18 protein-coding genes are annotated in these 14,569 nt (G+C 44.8%); 7 read left to right on the top strand and 11 right to left on the bottom strand.

Annotation, left to right across the window (positions count from 1 at the left end):
• Window positions 1–7: 7 nt before the first annotated feature.
• The 4 genes from A8F97_RS10725 to A8F97_RS10710 all read right to left on the bottom strand — a co-directional run bounded on the left by A8F97_RS10725 (window position 8) and on the right by A8F97_RS10710 (window position 4,008).
• On the bottom strand, window positions 8–2,755 hold the full coding sequence (locus tag A8F97_RS10725) for a VirB4 family type IV secretion/conjugal transfer ATPase (protein ID WP_033071193.1): 2,748 nt from the start codon (window positions 2,753–2,755) through the stop codon (window positions 8–10).
• A 9-nt stretch (window positions 2,756–2,764) separates the two neighbouring features.
• Window positions 2,765–3,046, bottom strand: coding sequence for a TrbC/VirB2 family protein (locus tag A8F97_RS10720; protein ID WP_099092837.1), 282 nt, complete (start codon window positions 3,044–3,046; stop codon window positions 2,765–2,767).
• A complete protein-coding gene (locus A8F97_RS10715) occupies window positions 3,043–3,708 on the bottom strand; it encodes a lytic transglycosylase domain-containing protein (protein ID WP_033071195.1) in 666 nt (221 codons plus the stop codon). Before A8F97_RS10715 ends, A8F97_RS10720 begins: the two co-directional genes overlap by 4 nt.
• A gap of 78 nt (window positions 3,709–3,786) precedes the next feature.
• Complete coding sequence (locus A8F97_RS10710; protein ID WP_033071196.1) at window positions 3,787–4,008, bottom strand: hypothetical protein; 222 nt, start codon at window positions 4,006–4,008, stop codon at window positions 3,787–3,789.
• A gap of 759 nt (window positions 4,009–4,767) precedes the next feature.
• Here A8F97_RS10710 and A8F97_RS10705 point away from each other — a divergent pair.
• Together A8F97_RS10705 and A8F97_RS10700 are read left to right on the top strand one after the other, a co-directional pair.
• Window positions 4,768–5,265: a hypothetical protein gene (locus A8F97_RS10705; RefSeq protein ID WP_033071197.1), complete on the top strand. Its 498-nt coding sequence runs from the start codon at window positions 4,768–4,770 to the stop codon at window positions 5,263–5,265.
• Window positions 5,266–5,529: 264 nt separating this feature from the next.
• Window positions 5,530–6,135, top strand: coding sequence for a hypothetical protein (locus tag A8F97_RS10700; protein ID WP_227001604.1), 606 nt, complete (start codon window positions 5,530–5,532; stop codon window positions 6,133–6,135).
• A 290-nt stretch (window positions 6,136–6,425) separates the two neighbouring features.
• Here the strand turns inward: A8F97_RS10700 and A8F97_RS10695 are convergent, their stop codons facing one another.
• The 5 genes from A8F97_RS10695 to A8F97_RS10670 form a co-directional block, all read right to left on the bottom strand.
• Window positions 6,426–6,635 carry a TraR/DksA family transcriptional regulator gene (locus A8F97_RS10695; protein WP_033071199.1) on the bottom strand — a complete coding sequence of 70 codons (210 nt, stop codon included), beginning with the start codon at window positions 6,633–6,635 and terminating at the stop codon, window positions 6,426–6,428.
• A complete protein-coding gene (locus tag A8F97_RS10690; RefSeq protein ID WP_033071200.1) occupies window positions 6,625–7,209 on the bottom strand; it encodes a DUF2857 domain-containing protein in 585 nt (194 codons plus the stop codon). Before A8F97_RS10690 ends, A8F97_RS10695 begins: the two co-directional genes overlap by 11 nt.
• 16 nt (window positions 7,210–7,225) lie before the next feature.
• Complete coding sequence (locus A8F97_RS10685; protein WP_015730137.1) at window positions 7,226–7,420, bottom strand: AlpA family transcriptional regulator; 195 nt, start codon at window positions 7,418–7,420, stop codon at window positions 7,226–7,228.
• A 153-nt stretch (window positions 7,421–7,573) separates the two neighbouring features.
• On the bottom strand, window positions 7,574–8,488 hold the full coding sequence (locus A8F97_RS10680; RefSeq protein ID WP_050512643.1) for a hypothetical protein: 915 nt from the start codon (window positions 8,486–8,488) through the stop codon (window positions 7,574–7,576).
• 413 nt (window positions 8,489–8,901) lie between these two features.
• The gene (locus tag A8F97_RS10670; RefSeq protein WP_033071202.1) at window positions 8,902–9,174 is read right to left on the bottom strand and encodes a helix-turn-helix domain-containing protein; all 273 of its coding nucleotides are present in this window, start codon (window positions 9,172–9,174) and stop codon (window positions 8,902–8,904) included.
• Window positions 9,175–9,320: 146 nt separating this feature from the next.
• Between A8F97_RS10670 and A8F97_RS10665 the strand changes: the two genes are divergently transcribed.
• The gene (locus tag A8F97_RS10665; RefSeq protein ID WP_033071203.1) at window positions 9,321–9,635 is read left to right on the top strand and encodes a helix-turn-helix domain-containing protein; all 315 of its coding nucleotides are present in this window, start codon (window positions 9,321–9,323) and stop codon (window positions 9,633–9,635) included.
• Between the two features lie 185 nt (window positions 9,636–9,820).
• Window positions 9,821–10,135, top strand: coding sequence for a helix-turn-helix domain-containing protein (locus A8F97_RS10660; protein WP_025918867.1), 315 nt, complete (start codon window positions 9,821–9,823; stop codon window positions 10,133–10,135).
• Between the two features lie 134 nt (window positions 10,136–10,269).
• Here A8F97_RS10660 and A8F97_RS10655 read toward each other — a convergent pair whose 3' ends face one another.
• Window positions 10,270–11,541: a tyrosine-type recombinase/integrase gene (locus A8F97_RS10655; RefSeq protein WP_033071204.1), complete on the bottom strand. Its 1,272-nt coding sequence runs from the start codon at window positions 11,539–11,541 to the stop codon at window positions 10,270–10,272.
• Window positions 11,542–12,283: 742 nt separating this feature from the next.
• Here A8F97_RS10655 and A8F97_RS10650 point away from each other — a divergent pair.
• Window positions 12,284–12,577, top strand: a complete 294-nt coding sequence (locus A8F97_RS10650) for a hypothetical protein (protein WP_014699387.1) — start codon at window positions 12,284–12,286, stop codon at window positions 12,575–12,577.
• Window positions 12,578–12,847: 270 nt separating this feature from the next.
• Here A8F97_RS10650 and A8F97_RS10645 read toward each other — a convergent pair whose 3' ends face one another.
• Complete coding sequence (locus A8F97_RS10645; protein ID WP_033071205.1) at window positions 12,848–13,030, bottom strand: hypothetical protein; 183 nt, start codon at window positions 13,028–13,030, stop codon at window positions 12,848–12,850.
• A 165-nt stretch (window positions 13,031–13,195) separates the two neighbouring features.
• Between A8F97_RS10645 and A8F97_RS10640 the strand changes: the two genes are divergently transcribed.
• A complete protein-coding gene (locus tag A8F97_RS10640) occupies window positions 13,196–14,047 on the top strand; it encodes a DUF6387 family protein (protein ID WP_014699389.1) in 852 nt (283 codons plus the stop codon).
• 122 nt (window positions 14,048–14,169) lie between these two features.
• Entirely contained in the window at window positions 14,170–14,352 is a 183-nt protein-coding gene (locus A8F97_RS10635) for a helix-turn-helix transcriptional regulator (protein ID WP_014699390.1), read from the top strand.
• Window positions 14,353–14,569 lie beyond the last annotated feature (217 nt).

The raw sequence follows: 14,569 nt of genomic DNA, 5'->3' as shown, positions 1-14,569 counted from the left end.
GTGAATATCAGATAGCCTGGTTAAGGAACGTTTCTTTCCAGTCTTGAGGGGGCATGCCTTCCTGATAAATGGCATCAAATATTTTCAAGTTGTCTTCACTGCCGCTCAAAATTTTGGTGATGTTACCGAGGCCCGATAAATCCATTCTTGCCATGGCGACAAACGGGCGAGTTTCACCGGCACGTAATGGTGTTTTCAGGACAACCATATAGTGCTCGCTCGGATCGAGGTTACGAACAACGTCGTAAACGCTTTCTGGGACTTTCATTTTCTCCACGTAATCCGCATGGCTGGCTTTGGGGTTAGCGAGAAAGATTTGAGTGCTACACTGCTCAATAATCGCCGGAGCGATGGGATGCCTGACGATTTCATCGGGTGACTGGGTGGCGGGGATAAAAATGCCGTTCAGCTTGCGGATCACCTTGAGCATATTGAGGGAGAATTTAGAAAACTCGACATCAGCCAGCCATTTCCAGAACTCATCCATGAACATCACCAGTCGGCGACCATCCAACAGGCTGGTGACGCGGTACAGCAGGTAAAAGGTGATCGGCCCGCGAATGTCGTCATCATCCAGAAATTCCGTGCCGTCGATACCAAAGTTATCAATATCGCTGATGTTGAAGGTGTCCTCCTCGTTATCGAACACCCAGCCGAATTCACCGCTCTGCGCCCACTGTTTCAGGCGTATACGCAGGCCGTTAGTCCGAGCCTCTTTGGTCGGTGGTTCGGGCAACACTTCCAACAGTCGGGTGATACCATAACGGCGGTATTCCGGCGGATAGTCCAGCATAATGGTATCCACCGCAGTGCTGATACGCTCTTCATCGCGTGGATCGAGTGGCTTACCGTCACGACGGCACAGCATCCGGATCAGTCGCTTGATAAAGCTGATATTCCGTCGAGTGGGGGCAAGTGAAAACGGGTTGAATCCGGTAGGGATACCTGTCCGGATACGGAAGTAACGACCGCCCATCTGGCGGATCGACATTTCTGCCGCTCTGTCTTTATCAAAGTAAACGGTAGTCAGCCGTTTGATGGTGGCAGAGGCGGAAAATGTCGCCGGATTGCGGTACTTCTGCATCAACTGTTTCATCATCGTCATCAGCAGGGTCTTTCCTGAACCGGTTTTACCGATGATGGCAGTATTCCCCGGCGTTTTCTCATTGAAGTCATCGCGTCCTGCCTGACTGTCATGCAAGTTCAGATAATAACCGCCACCACCGGGAGATTTCAGGATGGCGATAGCCTCACCCCACGGATTGCCATTACGCTTGTGAGGATGAAAGTTATGCAGACTCCCCATATCTGCGTAGTTCTGGCTACTGACCACCACCAGACGAGGTCGCAGTGAATAGACGCCGGGGAGTTGAGCCAGATAGGCGGCAGGTAACGACAGCGTGGACAGGGATGTCATGATACCGAGGTCGTTAAAAGGCTGGGCCAGCGCATTGGTCTCCTTGACCACCTGATCGGCGCTGGCGGACGAGACCAGAAGGGAAAAGTGATACTTGCCGCAAGATACATGCCCGGACTGGAGCAGATCGCGTAAGACGATCAATTCCTCACGCTGTGAAATGGCGTCATCGTCGGTTGAATTCAGCCGTTTTTCCGCCAGTCGGATATGATTTTGCGCTTCATCCCGTGCCATACAGGTAAAAGACTGTGTCAGTACATACTCGCTTTCGGCATACAGCAGTGCATCGAGCAGGCCGGTATAGGTCTCCGGTGAATAGTCTTTAATTTCCAGACTGCGGAAGAAGCGGGAACCGCCGACCGTCTGACATTCGGCGGTATCGGTAGTGAAGAACACATCCGGCGTGCTGAGTGTTTGATAAAACGGTGTGCGCGTCACTGCCACGTTCTGCCATTTGCCGGTAATCAGGCGATGGTAGAAAGCCAGTTGCGAAGAGTAAACCCGACCTTTTTCCTCATAGAGGCCCAATGGCTTTGCCACGTAACGTGACAGGGCGGTGTGGATGACTTCATGGTGCTCCAGCATCCTTTTCAGTGCATCATCCAGCGCTGCTTTCCTTTTTCCGGCGGTCTGCGTCTTCATGATTTTTTTCTCCAGCGTGGAGAAAGGAACATAACAGACGGTAAAAAACAGTCGGTGCCGCCAGAGCGGTTTCTCTTTTAGTGGTTGGTAATAGCGTTCAGTGACCTCATCTGAAAAGGGAATGCCCGAACTTGCATCAAAACCATCCTGATATTTCTCTCGTATGCGGTGAATATAGAAGGTGATCGGTAGCCCTTCATACGAGCGGATCAGGTTGTTGAGGTGGCTTGCCAGCAATGTCAGATGATGTTCGTCCTCACATTCAAACACAGTGCCGCCCAATTCCCAGCTAGCGACTAAATCACTGGAGCGATTTCGTATTATGTGAGGATGAATATGGGAGGAGTAGGGAATGTATTTATCCAGCGTGATGCGCTCGTTTAATTTCATCTTATCGGTAAACTCCGAAACATCGACGGCGTCATAGTGGCTTGCCAGCACGGCACGGGCACCGAAATGGCGATTTGTGGCAAATCGCCCACGCGTTTTAAAGGCCAGCCACAGCAGTCCGAAATAATGAATATCCGTTCGAGCTTTTGCCTTCATTTCCAGCCAGGCTGGGATCAACAAAAACGCAAGGTAATAGCTGGTGTAAACCGACAGCAGGGCGATAGCCCCGCTGACGATCACGAACGGGACGAGAGGGATACCCATAATGGCGGCAGGGCGGGTCAGTGCTTTGTTCAAGGTGGTCATCGGCTCCCCCTAGGATGCCCAATAGGCACCAAAGCCCGATGCGCCGACAATCAGGATGGCTCCGATAATGACGTTGCGCATGTCATGCAGGCTTTTACCGTCAAACAGTACCTTGTAACCCACCCACATGGTTGCCAGCGTGATCGTGACGGCGGCCAACCCAAGCAATCCGGTGGAGGTATTACTCAGCGTATCGTTGGCTTTATTAAATCCGCTCCCTGCTGCCAGCGTTTGGGTCGATATCAACAGGGAAGAAAACGCAGCCCAGTATTTACGTTTTTGCATCGTCATTTCTCCTCATTAATTACAGGTAGGGATATATCTCCGCGAATGATGGCGTCGGGATAGTGCAAGGAGGTCAAAACAGGTGTGGCTATATCGGTAAGTTCACCGCGTAGGATGGTGGTCGGGTAATGAATCTCTGGGGTAGATTGGCTGGTGGTACTGCGCTTGGGATCTTCCCGCGTAGGCGGGACCACATAGCCAATACGCTGGATATAACTGGTTTGCTTAAAGGCGGATTCTGGCTGCTGACCCGTATCAAAATTGCCGGAATAGTAACAACTGAGTGCTCTTTTCAGCGTGCCACCTCGCTGGTAGCAGTCGGTGAGGATGCGCTCAAAAACGGACAGATTAGTGCAGGGGTCTAACAAGTCATGCGCTGTTACGCCGTAATGGCGAAAGTTGGTGTTGGTGATTTGCATCAGCCCGACCGAATAGCGGCGACCTTTTGCGACTACCTGCTTAATGATGTTGATGGCAGTTTGTTTGCTGGTGGGCTGATGAGAAATGACACCTACGCTGCCGGGTGTTCTTTCTTCCTTTGGTACAATCTCTGCGACGGCGTAAGGATTAAAACTGGATTCTACCTTTGCTACATCAGACGCGGTGGATGGGTGAATAGTGGCGGCACACTGCATGGCCGCCGCCAGAAAGGCAGTGGAGGAAAGCATAGTTGCCTCGGTAAAAAATCGAGCCACACGTAGTCATCAGGTTGGCGGTGGCAGGGGAGAGAAGCGAGGGGGGGAGTGTTAATCGTGTTGGGGGGCTGGCGGTATGTCGCTATCGTCTCTCGGTTCCAAGAGCACCAACTTACCGGAGACAGCAATGCCGGGCGTCAGTACGATGTTCAATCCGGGTTTGCCGTTATGCGCGAACGCTACGCCGACTTTTGTCCAGTAGGTGTTTTTCTCTCTGCTGGCATCGGGTTGGCTTTCCTGCGTGACAAACACGTGATAGGTAGGTTTTCTCATGCTATTTCCTTTAATAGAAAGTCATGGTGAGTTAATTACATCGATCACATCCCGATTCTGCATTCCGGTTTCAACGGGTCAGCGAGAACATTCAGCGGCACCCTGAATTGTGGTTGTGTGACAGCCCGATTCGTATTGTTAAAGAGCAATACCCGCCCCGGACGAATGAACGTCCATAAAGCTCACCAGTGGAAGGTGGCGTGATTAGCGTGCGATATTGGCGTCAGGATTAGAATGAGAAAATCAAAAAGGGAATGAGAGAGAAAATATATATCGTGGTAATTATTTCGAAAGAATTGGTTTGAGTGGATTAGAACTGTTACTTTGTAGCCTATGGACATACCTAATCTGACAGACAGCTTTGTGCCAGGTGCTGAAGTTGCTAACTCCCCATTTTAATAATCGTTGGGAGTAGATCATCTCAATATAAACATCTTTATCCTCAGAATTGAGTTAGCGGCGTGTGCATTGTGAATCTATATTTTATGTATTTAAAATATCAGGAATTTCAGGTTAAACATCCCGTTAAGGCTGTGTTTAAACTGACAGCCAGTTTTTCATGCTATAAATAAAATGGTTACGGCTGAACGGCTCAAAAATGTACTTCGCAGTCTCCGAGATATAACGCATGCTCATTTTTTCCGAATAAAAAATAAAACTGCTTTACTTTATAATGGTGTGTTGGTATTTATTTCCTGTATCTGAAATGAGTAAACAAGAATGCATAATCATGAAATATTTTATGCCAAAGGAGGGTCTATGATTCAGCTATCCGACATTGAAAGGATCGCTCCTGGTGTTGCGAACCTTTCACCTGAAGAGCATGAAGCACTGCAAAGGTTTACGCTTCTCTGGACTCTGTTCGAGGCCCAAATGTTGGGGAGCAATGCATCAGTCAGAACGATTTCTGAAAAAGTCCAGAATATTGACCCGCAGATCATTCGTGGCGGTTGGTTCGCAGAACATCTAGAATACTTTTGTAATCGGTATGTTGATGACGGTAATACGAACCAACTCTTTGAAAATCTCCACCTACGCAGCAATGACAACCCCGGTTTGGTACGTACGGTGCTAACTGGTGAGAATGTCGATCTAGCTTCTCAGCTGATCTGTTGCTTGATCATAGTTTATCGTTTCAGAAATAATTTCTTTCATGGCGTCAAATGGGCATACGACTTACGGGGCCAGTTCGACAATTTTTCGCATTCAGCATGCCTTTTAAGAGCGTTTTTAGAACGGGTTCCGAATGGAATTTAAATTCGCTTCATACGGTCGCCTGAACTATGTTTTTCGCGCTTTTGATGTAAAGCATTAGTATTTGGAGAGTCTATTTTGGACATTCGAAAGGATCTTGAGTCTGTAGCCCCGTACATATCTAGGCTTCTGTCTGTCGGAGAGGAATTCAGATCTTTTGACAGAGACTGGAGTCACTTGAAGAACCGAGAAGATTTCCGGTTTGTATCGAGAGTCCCACAACAAGAACGGCATAAAGTGGAAGCCGTATATGCATGCGGCCGAGACATGGCAATCTATATGTACGGTTCTTTGCTAGCCATAAACGACGACTTCAGCAGATATCCAACACTTACAGCAATTATCGAAGCATTCAAAAACTCTTGGGTGTATGGGAATTACGACCAAGACATACCGCATGTCGCAAAATCCATATGTGAAAAGCATCACGTTAATCTTTGGTCTGTAGATCAGATGGTGGTTCTATTCAAAAAGCAAGAGCAATTGCTAGCAGCAGTGCGCGTAACCCTACAGATGCTAAAAAATAGCGATCTATACAAAATGGAAAATGGTATAGCAATCATGAGACAAGAAGCAAATATTCATGTCAGTGGAGTGTCCGGATCCAGCATAAACATAAACTCCTCTGGCGCTACAGCAAACGTAGCAAATAATTACAACGAGCCAGCCATCTTTGCCGATTTGATCTCAGCAATTAAGTCTAACTACTTTGACAGCGAAACCGAGTTAAATCTAATAGACAACGTGCACGCGCTTGCGGCTAGCCACCGGGGCGGTAGTTTTAAAGATGCATATAAAGACTTCATGCAAAATATCTCTGCACACATAACAGTATTCACACCATTTATTTCTGGTCTGTCCGCATTGTTGTAGTGCTAAAAACTTGTTCAACTCGTTCGTTTCTCTCACTTTAGCCGGGCTAAAGTTCGCTCTTTAACTAAACGTTAGGGGCGTACTATAGATCGCGTCATACGAAAAATGCGCAAGCAAGGCGCGCTACGAGAAACTTCCGTTGACCACCTTGACCGGATCCTACACAGATAAATAATAATGGCGACAGATTCCCATCCAGTATTTCACTATTGATAATATGTACAATGTTTATTCAAATAATAAAAAACACACAGAGAAGATAATTTCTCTGTGTGTATATTTGCATATTATCAGCGCTGAAGGCGCTCAAGAATAGTCTGGCATTCCGTACAGGTTGTCACGCCCGGCAGGGTTTGTCTTCTCTGCTCGGGAATGGGTTCACCGCATAAACGACAGTAATGTAATGAGGGCGTGGTTGCTGGCTTAAAACGGTTTTGTTCAATCATTTCTTCCAGACGTTGCTCATTAAATTCCTGATCGCGATCGATCTCATCTGGCATGCGATGTCCTCCTGTTCAGTGCTTCTTTCTCACAAAGGGTGATACGGTTCCAGACGGCGGTCAGGGAAAGCCCTTTTTCGCGGGAAGATAATGATTCAGTCACCTGCATCATGGCTTCCAGCGCGTCAGGTGTATCAAGGTTTTCAGAGCGGTTCTTTTTCCATGACAGCCAAATTTCTGCATCAATGACTTCATCTGGGATAGGCGTTCGGCCATAAGGGATGGTGACACCCAGCAACCGGCGACGAGCGCAGACTTCATTCGAGGTGAGGCCAAAAAAATGATTAAGGAGTGCAATAGATCCTCCCAATCTGACGGCGCGATTTATCTGCTGCTGGCGTTGCGCTTCCTGGTGGGACAACGTCAGGATCTGTTGTAGAACGTCGTGACTGACAGTGATCGACATAAACTGTGCCGATGCCCGACTGACGATAAATAGTTCGTCTAGGGATAGCTGATTGAGGGCATTCAACTCGTCTATTGTGAATCCTAACGTTTCACAATAACGAAAATTGCCTTCCTTGAGCGCGGCAAGGGCATTTGTTAACACTACGTAATTCAGTGAGGGGAACATAATGTTGTATCTCCCTTCAGCGCATTAAGCGGTTAGCTAATTTGAAGTTAATCCATTCGTCAATTTCAGATTCAAGCCAAGCCACACTGGCAGGTCCAATCTTTATTGAAGAGGGAAAGGTGCCTTCTTTCATGTACAGGTAGATTTGCGAGCGTTTCAGACCGGTTTTTACTTCCACTTGTTTCAGGCGTAATAACTGATGAGCTGTCATAAATACCTCCAGTGCAGAAATGGGATATGCCCGGAGATGACAAAAAAACACAGTGAGGAAAGGAGTGAAAGTTGAAGAGCCCGTATTACGGACACCACAATCCTTAATACGGGTTTTTAGATTGAAGCGTGTAATGTCATTTTAATTGGGTGCTTAAACGGACGTCGGCGAACCACGTTCAAGCGCCGTTTTTAACGTATCGCCACTGAATCGATCGGTCATGCCTTCGTCTGATGCCCATTGTTCAAAGATGGACAGAAGCTTATAAGGTTGCCTGATTAATGGGCTGATAGCTTCATTGTTTTTACAGGCAAGCCAGAACAGTCTGGATAATGGCGTGGATATACGTGTCGAGGAGGGGGGAGAGGTATCGTTTTTGGCGGGCATGTTAATTAATTTCTCAAGTTCGGCATGTTTGATGACAAAACAGGCATCCTTTGGCAAATCATGAATCGGAAAATATTCTCTATGGCTATACTGCTTTGTTTTCTGGTATGGGATTTTTTCAGTAATATGTGATGCGATATTTTTAGGAAGTCTCATGATTTGCTGTTTTATCCTTTCGCGATACCTGATTTTCTCAAATATTTGAAAGTGATCGTCGCCGATATTGACAGTAAGACCATAGTTAACGTGATTTTCTCCGATTACAGGTAGTGGAATACCTAGAGATCTCGCTAATAAACGTTGAACCAGTACATATTCATAGCCGATAAGCGTTGTATCAATCACTTGTTGAATGGGGTAAGTATATTTCCCCTCGGTGGTGACGATTAGGTTTCTGTTATTGATGAAACAGTTTTTTTCGAGAATGCATAGCTGGTTAATCAAATGATTGCCTATAGGCTTAAGTTTTGCCTTAGCATTTGATGTTTTGATTCTTCGTAAGATGGCTGGAGATTGGAAGTAGATCGAAAGATTGATGTCACCATATAAGGCATAGCGATAAATATCAGCTTCTGTTAACGGTGAGTTTCTTATCTGAGTCGCTATCGCAATAGCTTCTGGTATCGTAATCCAGTTAAATGCATCACTTTTGGTATTGAACATCCTATTTTTCATTATCATGATTCATCTCCTTTATATGAAAATGATATATGCATAGGTGTCTAACATTCCCTTATGCAGCCATGACGTATAGATAGGATTCTAAAAATGAGGAATAGGATTAATGAGAGGTTGTTATTATAACGATGATGTTATTAATCGCTTTTCGCTGGCGGTCACAAAAATGTTCCAACTGGGACGCTATCAGCAGCTGGATCAACTTCCTCATGTCGATTTTTATTCTTTGTGTTGCTGGTTTTATTCAGAGCAATACGGCCAAAGCTCCGCATCAAAAAGGAATGAAAATATCCTGATTCAGGGCATATCAATTGGTTCGAAGTAACTAACGAACCAATTGATGATGTGGAATGATTGAATCGAGTGGAGACCAGAATGTTATTCCCTATTGTTGGCGATTAAGCCCAGCAAGTGATCTAATTGTTTTTATGACGAATTTCTCGCGGAATGCGTTGCCCTTGTGAATCGAAATAACGATTCGGCCAGATGTCACTCGCTGGAATGCCCAGTGCGTCGGCGATCAGTCGTTCACCTTTCGGCCAGGGGCGGTTTAGTGCATTTGCAAGCGTTGATGAACTAAGACCCGCCTCACGTGATACGGCTGCTAACGTCGTCTTTCGTTTGCGCAGGGCTGCAATGATATCGGCAGGATGCCAGTCCATTCGTTGTTTCTGTTGTTCAATGTTCATACTTCCTCCTCTTGGATTGAAACTTTACTTCTTCCAGTAAACTATATCTTTATTATGGGTGAAGAAACAACCGAAAATAAAGATTAAATTTATTTAGGAAAGAAATACTTTAAGAAAGGCTTACTGAGAGAAGTGATAATCAGTCTATGTTGATCAGTACCATGGATAACACTGTGATTGGTAAGCGATTAAGACTAGCCCGAGTGAACAAGGGATTAAAGCAGGCAGAGCTCGGTTGCCTAGCTGGTCTGGATGAGGAAACGGCAAGCTCTCGTGTGAGCCAATATGAAAGAGAAATCAGTGCGCCAGATTTTGGGTTGGTTTCTCGGTTTGCTACAGTGCTGGATGTTCCTGAAGCGTATTTCTATGCTGTTGATGACGATCTCGCCACCTTGATCTTACAGTATCACCGTTTCAAGAAAGCCAACCCAAACTCCACGCTGCTCATCACACCTCAGTAAGGTTGATGCCTTACTGTGTCATGGTGTTCAATCTCCGTGCGTTTACCCTTCTAAATTTAATTATTCCTACTTTAAATAAATTAAATCTTCATTTTTGGGTTTAAAATAACCAAAAATAAATTTTAAATTTACTGAGTGAAGAACCGATTTAAGAGTGACATGGCGGGAACGGCGATAATCGGCTTATGTTAATCTGCGAAGCAGGTAATGCCGTGATTGGTAAACGATTAAGATTGGCCCGAGTGAATGCAGGATTAAAACAGGTCGAGCTCGGTTGTCTCGCTGGACTGGATGAAGAGACGTCGAGTTCCCGCGTAAGCCAATATGAAAGGGAAGTCAGTTCACCAGATTTTGGTCTGGTTTGCCGGTTTGCGGCGGTGCTGGATGTGCCGGAAGCCTATTTCTATGCTGTCGATGAAGATCTCGCGACGCTAATCTTGCAGTACCATCGTTATAAGAAAAGTAACCCTAATTCTACGTTGTTGATTACCCCGCAATAGACCTTCATTTATGTATCCGGCCTGAGTAATTTCCTGACGTTTCAAGATTTTTTGTGAAATGCTGAGGTAAAAATTTTCTCGCTGTCTGAAAAGCAGATCCTGTTATCAGGATCTGCTCTTAGGAGCGTTATCGATCAGGCCGCTCCAGCCGTCTTATGTTGTTGAGCATAAATGTACGGCGCAATATATCCTTCTCGGTTGGTATCCAAATAATCCGACCACCATTGCATCATCGCTTTACGGGCATCGAGATATTCTGCTTTATGGATGTAAGCCGCTCGAACGCTATTGCGTTCTTGATGGCTCATCTGTCGTTCAACCGCATCCTGCGCCCACAGCCCAGATTCCATCAGGGCGCTACAGGCCATTGCCCGGAATCCGTGGCCGCAGATTTCATCTTTCGTGTCATAACCCATCAGGCGTAGTGCCTTGTTGACCGTGTTTTCGCACATGGGTTTATACGGATTATGGTCACCGGGGAATATCAGTACCTGATGCCCGGATATTTCACGTATCTGTTTCAGAATAGCGATGGAATGACGAGAGAGGGGAACGATATGTGGAGTGCGCATTTTCGCCCCACGCCCGGAATAACGCACTCCAGGGATGGCTTCACGGGTAGCTGGAATGGTCCAGATTTTGTTTCTGAAATCGATCTCAGACCAACGGGCAAAACGCAATTCGCTGGAACGGATGAACAGGTGCAGGGTGAGTGAGACTGCTAGGCGGGTTAATTCACGTCCTTGTTTGTAGTCCTCAATGCTGGCCAACAGCTCCGGCAGTCGCTCCAGCGGAAGGGCAGGGTAATGGCGTTTAACGGGAGGGGCGATTATCCCGTCCAGATTTGCCGCCGGGTTGTGCTCTATCAACTCCTGATGCACGGCATGACGCATGATGTTGCACATATGCTGTCGGGTTCGTGCCGCCACTTCCAGCAAACCTTTTTTCTCAATCCCTTTCAGCAGATCGATGAAGTGGCGAGTTTTCAGTTCTGTGACCGGCAGGTGTCCAATTATCGGGAAGATATGGTTGTTCATGCTGGCAAGCAGACGGGCGGCATGGTTCTCTGACCATGAGCGGTTGCTTTTATGCCACTCCAATGCCACATGCTTGAAGGTTTTCTCTGGTGAGGAAGTGGTTCTTTCAGCAGAGCGCTGTTGTGCTGGATTGATATTCTGCGCTAGCAATTTGCGGATACCGTCACGCTGCTGACGAGCGTCGGCCAGAGATACATCAGGGTAGGCACCTAAGCCGAGGCGTGATTCTTTTCTATTGATGCGATATTTGAGATACCAGAGACGTGAACCGCCTGGATTAACTAAAAGGTACAGACCGTGAGAATCGGAAACTTTGAAGGGTTTAGCGGATGGTTTTAAGTTGCGGATTTTTGAGTCGTTAAGAGACATTTGGGGGTCACTCCGTCATCGAACCAACTTGACCCCAAATCTGACCACCAAATTCTCCCGATGCGGAGGGAAAACTAAAAATGCATCGGGAAGACTTTTCACGCTAACTTATTGAATCTGAATCATATAAGGATTCGTAGAGTGGCATGAAAACAAGAATTTGGCTCCTCTGACTGGACTTTAACATGCACCTATCTGGTTGTTTTTTCATGTTAAAACCGATTTGTCGGAAAACCTCTACCAACAAATCTACCAATAACACTATCTGTTTTTAGAAACCAATGTCAATAAGAACCTAAGCTAACTTTCGTGGCAGAAGTAAGAGATTTATCAGCCAATACAGTCATCATCAAAAAAATGGAGTATGCCGATCTAGGATCGTCTGTTGGCGATGATCCATTTTATTACCGAATTCAGTGAGCGTCTCAGCGATCACCTTTAATTAGGGACAATTACCCGGAATTATTTACAGGTTCCACTTAGGACTTGAATCCGCCGAGGACGTATTTTATATTATATATCTTTTAGCGCGTTAATGAAAAGTACGTAATTTGAAAATAAAATGTCCAATGTTAGTTACATAACTTTTGATAAAATCCTCATCGCTTAAATATGTTGTATTTTCCCATTCATGAGTATAAAAAGATAAAGAGTGTCGTTATGGATACACTTTTTGTTTATAACGTCACGAGGTGGTTATATCGTATAGTGTTCTTAGTCACTCCATATAAGGATTGCACAAATGAGTTATGTATATGAAAGCCAGGTTACAAAATGGTTAAATGATAACACTAACCTGTCATGGACTCGTACAGGAACTGATACACCAGCTATAAAACTTGATCGCCTTTATACAAACCGAAGTGAAGCCTATGAAGTTCGGGATGTAATGCTTCGTTTTTTCAAGGATAATAATGTTACTCACAATGATGCATCATATAAGATTATTTTTGATGGCATTATTGCCTATAAGAAAGGTGAACGAGTTAAAACAGATGATTTACTCGAGCATTTGAAAATTTTCTTGAAAAAATAAGCTCTTGTTGATTAATCCAGGAGCGTAGTTTTACTCGCTCCTGTGTGTTCAACATCTTCTTCAATGATATCTGATGATGTTCTTTTATACTAATGAAGAATAAATATCGGGAAATCAATGAAATGAAGTGGGCAGGAGGTTTTTTTATTTTGGCTTCGCACGTACTCTCATTTGGAATGAGAGCTCAGTAGCACAAGTAGTATGAGCGATTTATTACGACTTAATGGTATGTCTATAATTACCCACAATATTATTAAATGTAATGGGGATTTAATCCAATATAAATTTTGCAATATTTTTTAAATTAGACGGATATGTGTTCTGGCCCTCTTTATCGTTAGTGACAGATTCTCGACTTATGATTTCAGCGGAATGCACAACAATATAACGCTCATCATTTTCACGCACTTTAATTTCAAAATTTTCTACGATTGTAGTTTCATCTTTTCGCATAAGAAAACATTGCCTCAAACTTCGAACCTTCAGACGATAAAGTATTACATCGGGTCTACGCTGTTCAAGTGACAGGAAAATTGAAAAGAGTGGTGAATAGTTAGTCATTCAGCTTGGTTCAACTATCCTTTTTTAAGGAAAGGACAATTGATAGCGGATGATCATATGAAAAACTTGTCGGACAAAGACATTAAAGAAATCAAAAAATGGCTAAATATCGATACCTATCGGCAGTTTGAAAACATATCTCTTGAGCGGCTTTATCATGAGCTAGTGATGAGGTCGCTGTTTTTTAAGTCTGACCAGAGCGATGATGAACGCTGGATGGATAAAATTTATGCCAACAGTCTCTTCCGTGGGGATCTCTTCCTCATTACAGATAGTCGTATGAATCAGCTTAAAACAGAAGCCAGACTTTCGTTATCCCCATACTTTTCTGTAACAATGACCGGAAGGTTGGCAAACCTTTGTTTTGACGGGATGAAGAAGTCGTTGTTTGGCTGGGACAATGTTGATGATTATTGGATAGATGAAAAAGTCGACAAGATCCCTGTTGCAGAGGCTATGCCGGTATTATGCGAATACCGGGTTATGATAGAGATAGATCTCACCAATGGCTCTGACGAAGAAATCGCGGAATCACTGAAAGCCATGCTTCCTCAGTGGCGTAAAATCCGGAAGATTGAGCCGGAGTCATTAGACACCATTCGCTTTGGTCACAGCACAATCAAGAAAATTATCGATTACAGACTGATCCCATTACTCGACATGCTGACATGGGCAAAGCACCATGATATTCGGGTGTCAGATGCTCATCTTTCATCACTGCTCTATGACCATGCGGATAAAGAAGGGAGAATCAGAGCGAATAATCAAATAAAAGATACCGATAGACCACTGGCGTTAAAAGCGGTTTGCAAGCCATTCATCCTTCAGTTTCATCATTTTCTTAACAAGAACAACCATTTGAAAGAAATGCGGGTTTCGGATGTTATAACGCTCGCAGACAAGGACTGAAAACACGCGAATTCTGGATGTGCTGAAATTCGCTTGTTTCCCTGATCTTTTCATATAGTCTCTTCTAAAAAGCGAGGAGAGACTATGAATACCCAGAATCGCCTTATTCTAACCCCGAAGTAATGAGAAAAACCGGCTTTGGAAAAGCCTGGATCTATCGCCTTATTAGTGAAGAGCGTTTTCCCCGCCCCGTAAAAATTGGTATCCGTGCTGTCGCATTTGTTGAAAATGAAATTGATGAATGGATATTGACCGCGATTGAAAAAAGAAATGTATTTAAAAGTGTAAAGAATTTCAATCAATAAAGGCTATATATTTTACAGAATATTTGAAAGATTTTAATGAGGGGTTTTGTTGAAAGATTTCGTGGGGAGTTATTAAGTCTCAGGTGTACTTAAAATAAAAAAACTCAGGGGGTGACGTTGAACTTGGTTTTGCTTTTAGCCTGAGGCAGCAACCGTCGGTAGACCCCACACGCTCACGAAGTGAGCATATAAGTGGGCATCGCTTTATTTTTATATC

Source organism: Pectobacterium parmentieri (assembly GCF_001742145.1).
Taxonomy (GTDB): Bacteria; Pseudomonadota; Gammaproteobacteria; order Enterobacterales; family Enterobacteriaceae; genus Pectobacterium; species Pectobacterium parmentieri.
The sequence above is the reverse complement of the archived record's forward strand: the minus strand, read 5'-3'. Positions and strand labels throughout refer to the sequence as shown.

What these genes read in the sequence shown, in the direction of transcription:
- A8F97_RS10710 (WP_033071196.1), bottom strand. Translation starts at nt 4,008, where the DNA reads ATGAGAAAACCTACCTATCACGTGTTTGTCACGCAGGAAAGCCAACCC.
- A8F97_RS10640 (WP_014699389.1), top strand. Translation starts at nt 13,196, where the DNA reads ATGAAAAACTTGTCGGACAAAGACATTAAAGAAATCAAAAAATGGCTA.
- A8F97_RS10715 (WP_033071195.1), bottom strand. Translation starts at nt 3,708, where the DNA reads ATGCTTTCCTCCACTGCCTTTCTGGCGGCGGCCATGCAGTGTGCCGCC.
- A8F97_RS10695 (WP_033071199.1), bottom strand. Translation starts at nt 6,635, where the DNA reads ATGCCAGATGAGATCGATCGCGATCAGGAATTTAATGAGCAACGTCTG.
- A8F97_RS10720 (WP_099092837.1), bottom strand. Translation starts at nt 3,046, where the DNA reads ATGACGATGCAAAAACGTAAATACTGGGCTGCGTTTTCTTCCCTGTTG.
- A8F97_RS10645 (WP_033071205.1), bottom strand. Translation starts at nt 13,030, where the DNA reads ATGCGAAAAGATGAAACTACAATCGTAGAAAATTTTGAAATTAAAGTG.
- A8F97_RS10635 (WP_014699390.1), top strand. Translation starts at nt 14,170, where the DNA reads ATGAGAAAAACCGGCTTTGGAAAAGCCTGGATCTATCGCCTTATTAGT.
- A8F97_RS10705 (WP_033071197.1), top strand. Translation starts at nt 4,768, where the DNA reads ATGATTCAGCTATCCGACATTGAAAGGATCGCTCCTGGTGTTGCGAAC.
- A8F97_RS10725 (WP_033071193.1), bottom strand. Translation starts at nt 2,755, where the DNA reads ATGACCACCTTGAACAAAGCACTGACCCGCCCTGCCGCCATTATGGGT.
- A8F97_RS10670 (WP_033071202.1), bottom strand. Translation starts at nt 9,174, where the DNA reads ATGAACATTGAACAACAGAAACAACGAATGGACTGGCATCCTGCCGAT.
- A8F97_RS10665 (WP_033071203.1), top strand. Translation starts at nt 9,321, where the DNA reads ATGTTGATCAGTACCATGGATAACACTGTGATTGGTAAGCGATTAAGA.
- A8F97_RS10690 (WP_033071200.1), bottom strand. Translation starts at nt 7,209, where the DNA reads ATGTTCCCCTCACTGAATTACGTAGTGTTAACAAATGCCCTTGCCGCG.
- A8F97_RS10660 (WP_025918867.1), top strand. Translation starts at nt 9,821, where the DNA reads ATGTTAATCTGCGAAGCAGGTAATGCCGTGATTGGTAAACGATTAAGA.
- A8F97_RS10650 (WP_014699387.1), top strand. Translation starts at nt 12,284, where the DNA reads ATGAGTTATGTATATGAAAGCCAGGTTACAAAATGGTTAAATGATAAC.
- A8F97_RS10655 (WP_033071204.1), bottom strand. Translation starts at nt 11,541, where the DNA reads ATGTCTCTTAACGACTCAAAAATCCGCAACTTAAAACCATCCGCTAAA.
- A8F97_RS10685 (WP_015730137.1), bottom strand. Translation starts at nt 7,420, where the DNA reads ATGACAGCTCATCAGTTATTACGCCTGAAACAAGTGGAAGTAAAAACC.
- A8F97_RS10700 (WP_227001604.1), top strand. Translation starts at nt 5,530, where the DNA reads ATGGCAATCTATATGTACGGTTCTTTGCTAGCCATAAACGACGACTTC.
- A8F97_RS10680 (WP_050512643.1), bottom strand. Translation starts at nt 8,488, where the DNA reads ATGATAATGAAAAATAGGATGTTCAATACCAAAAGTGATGCATTTAAC.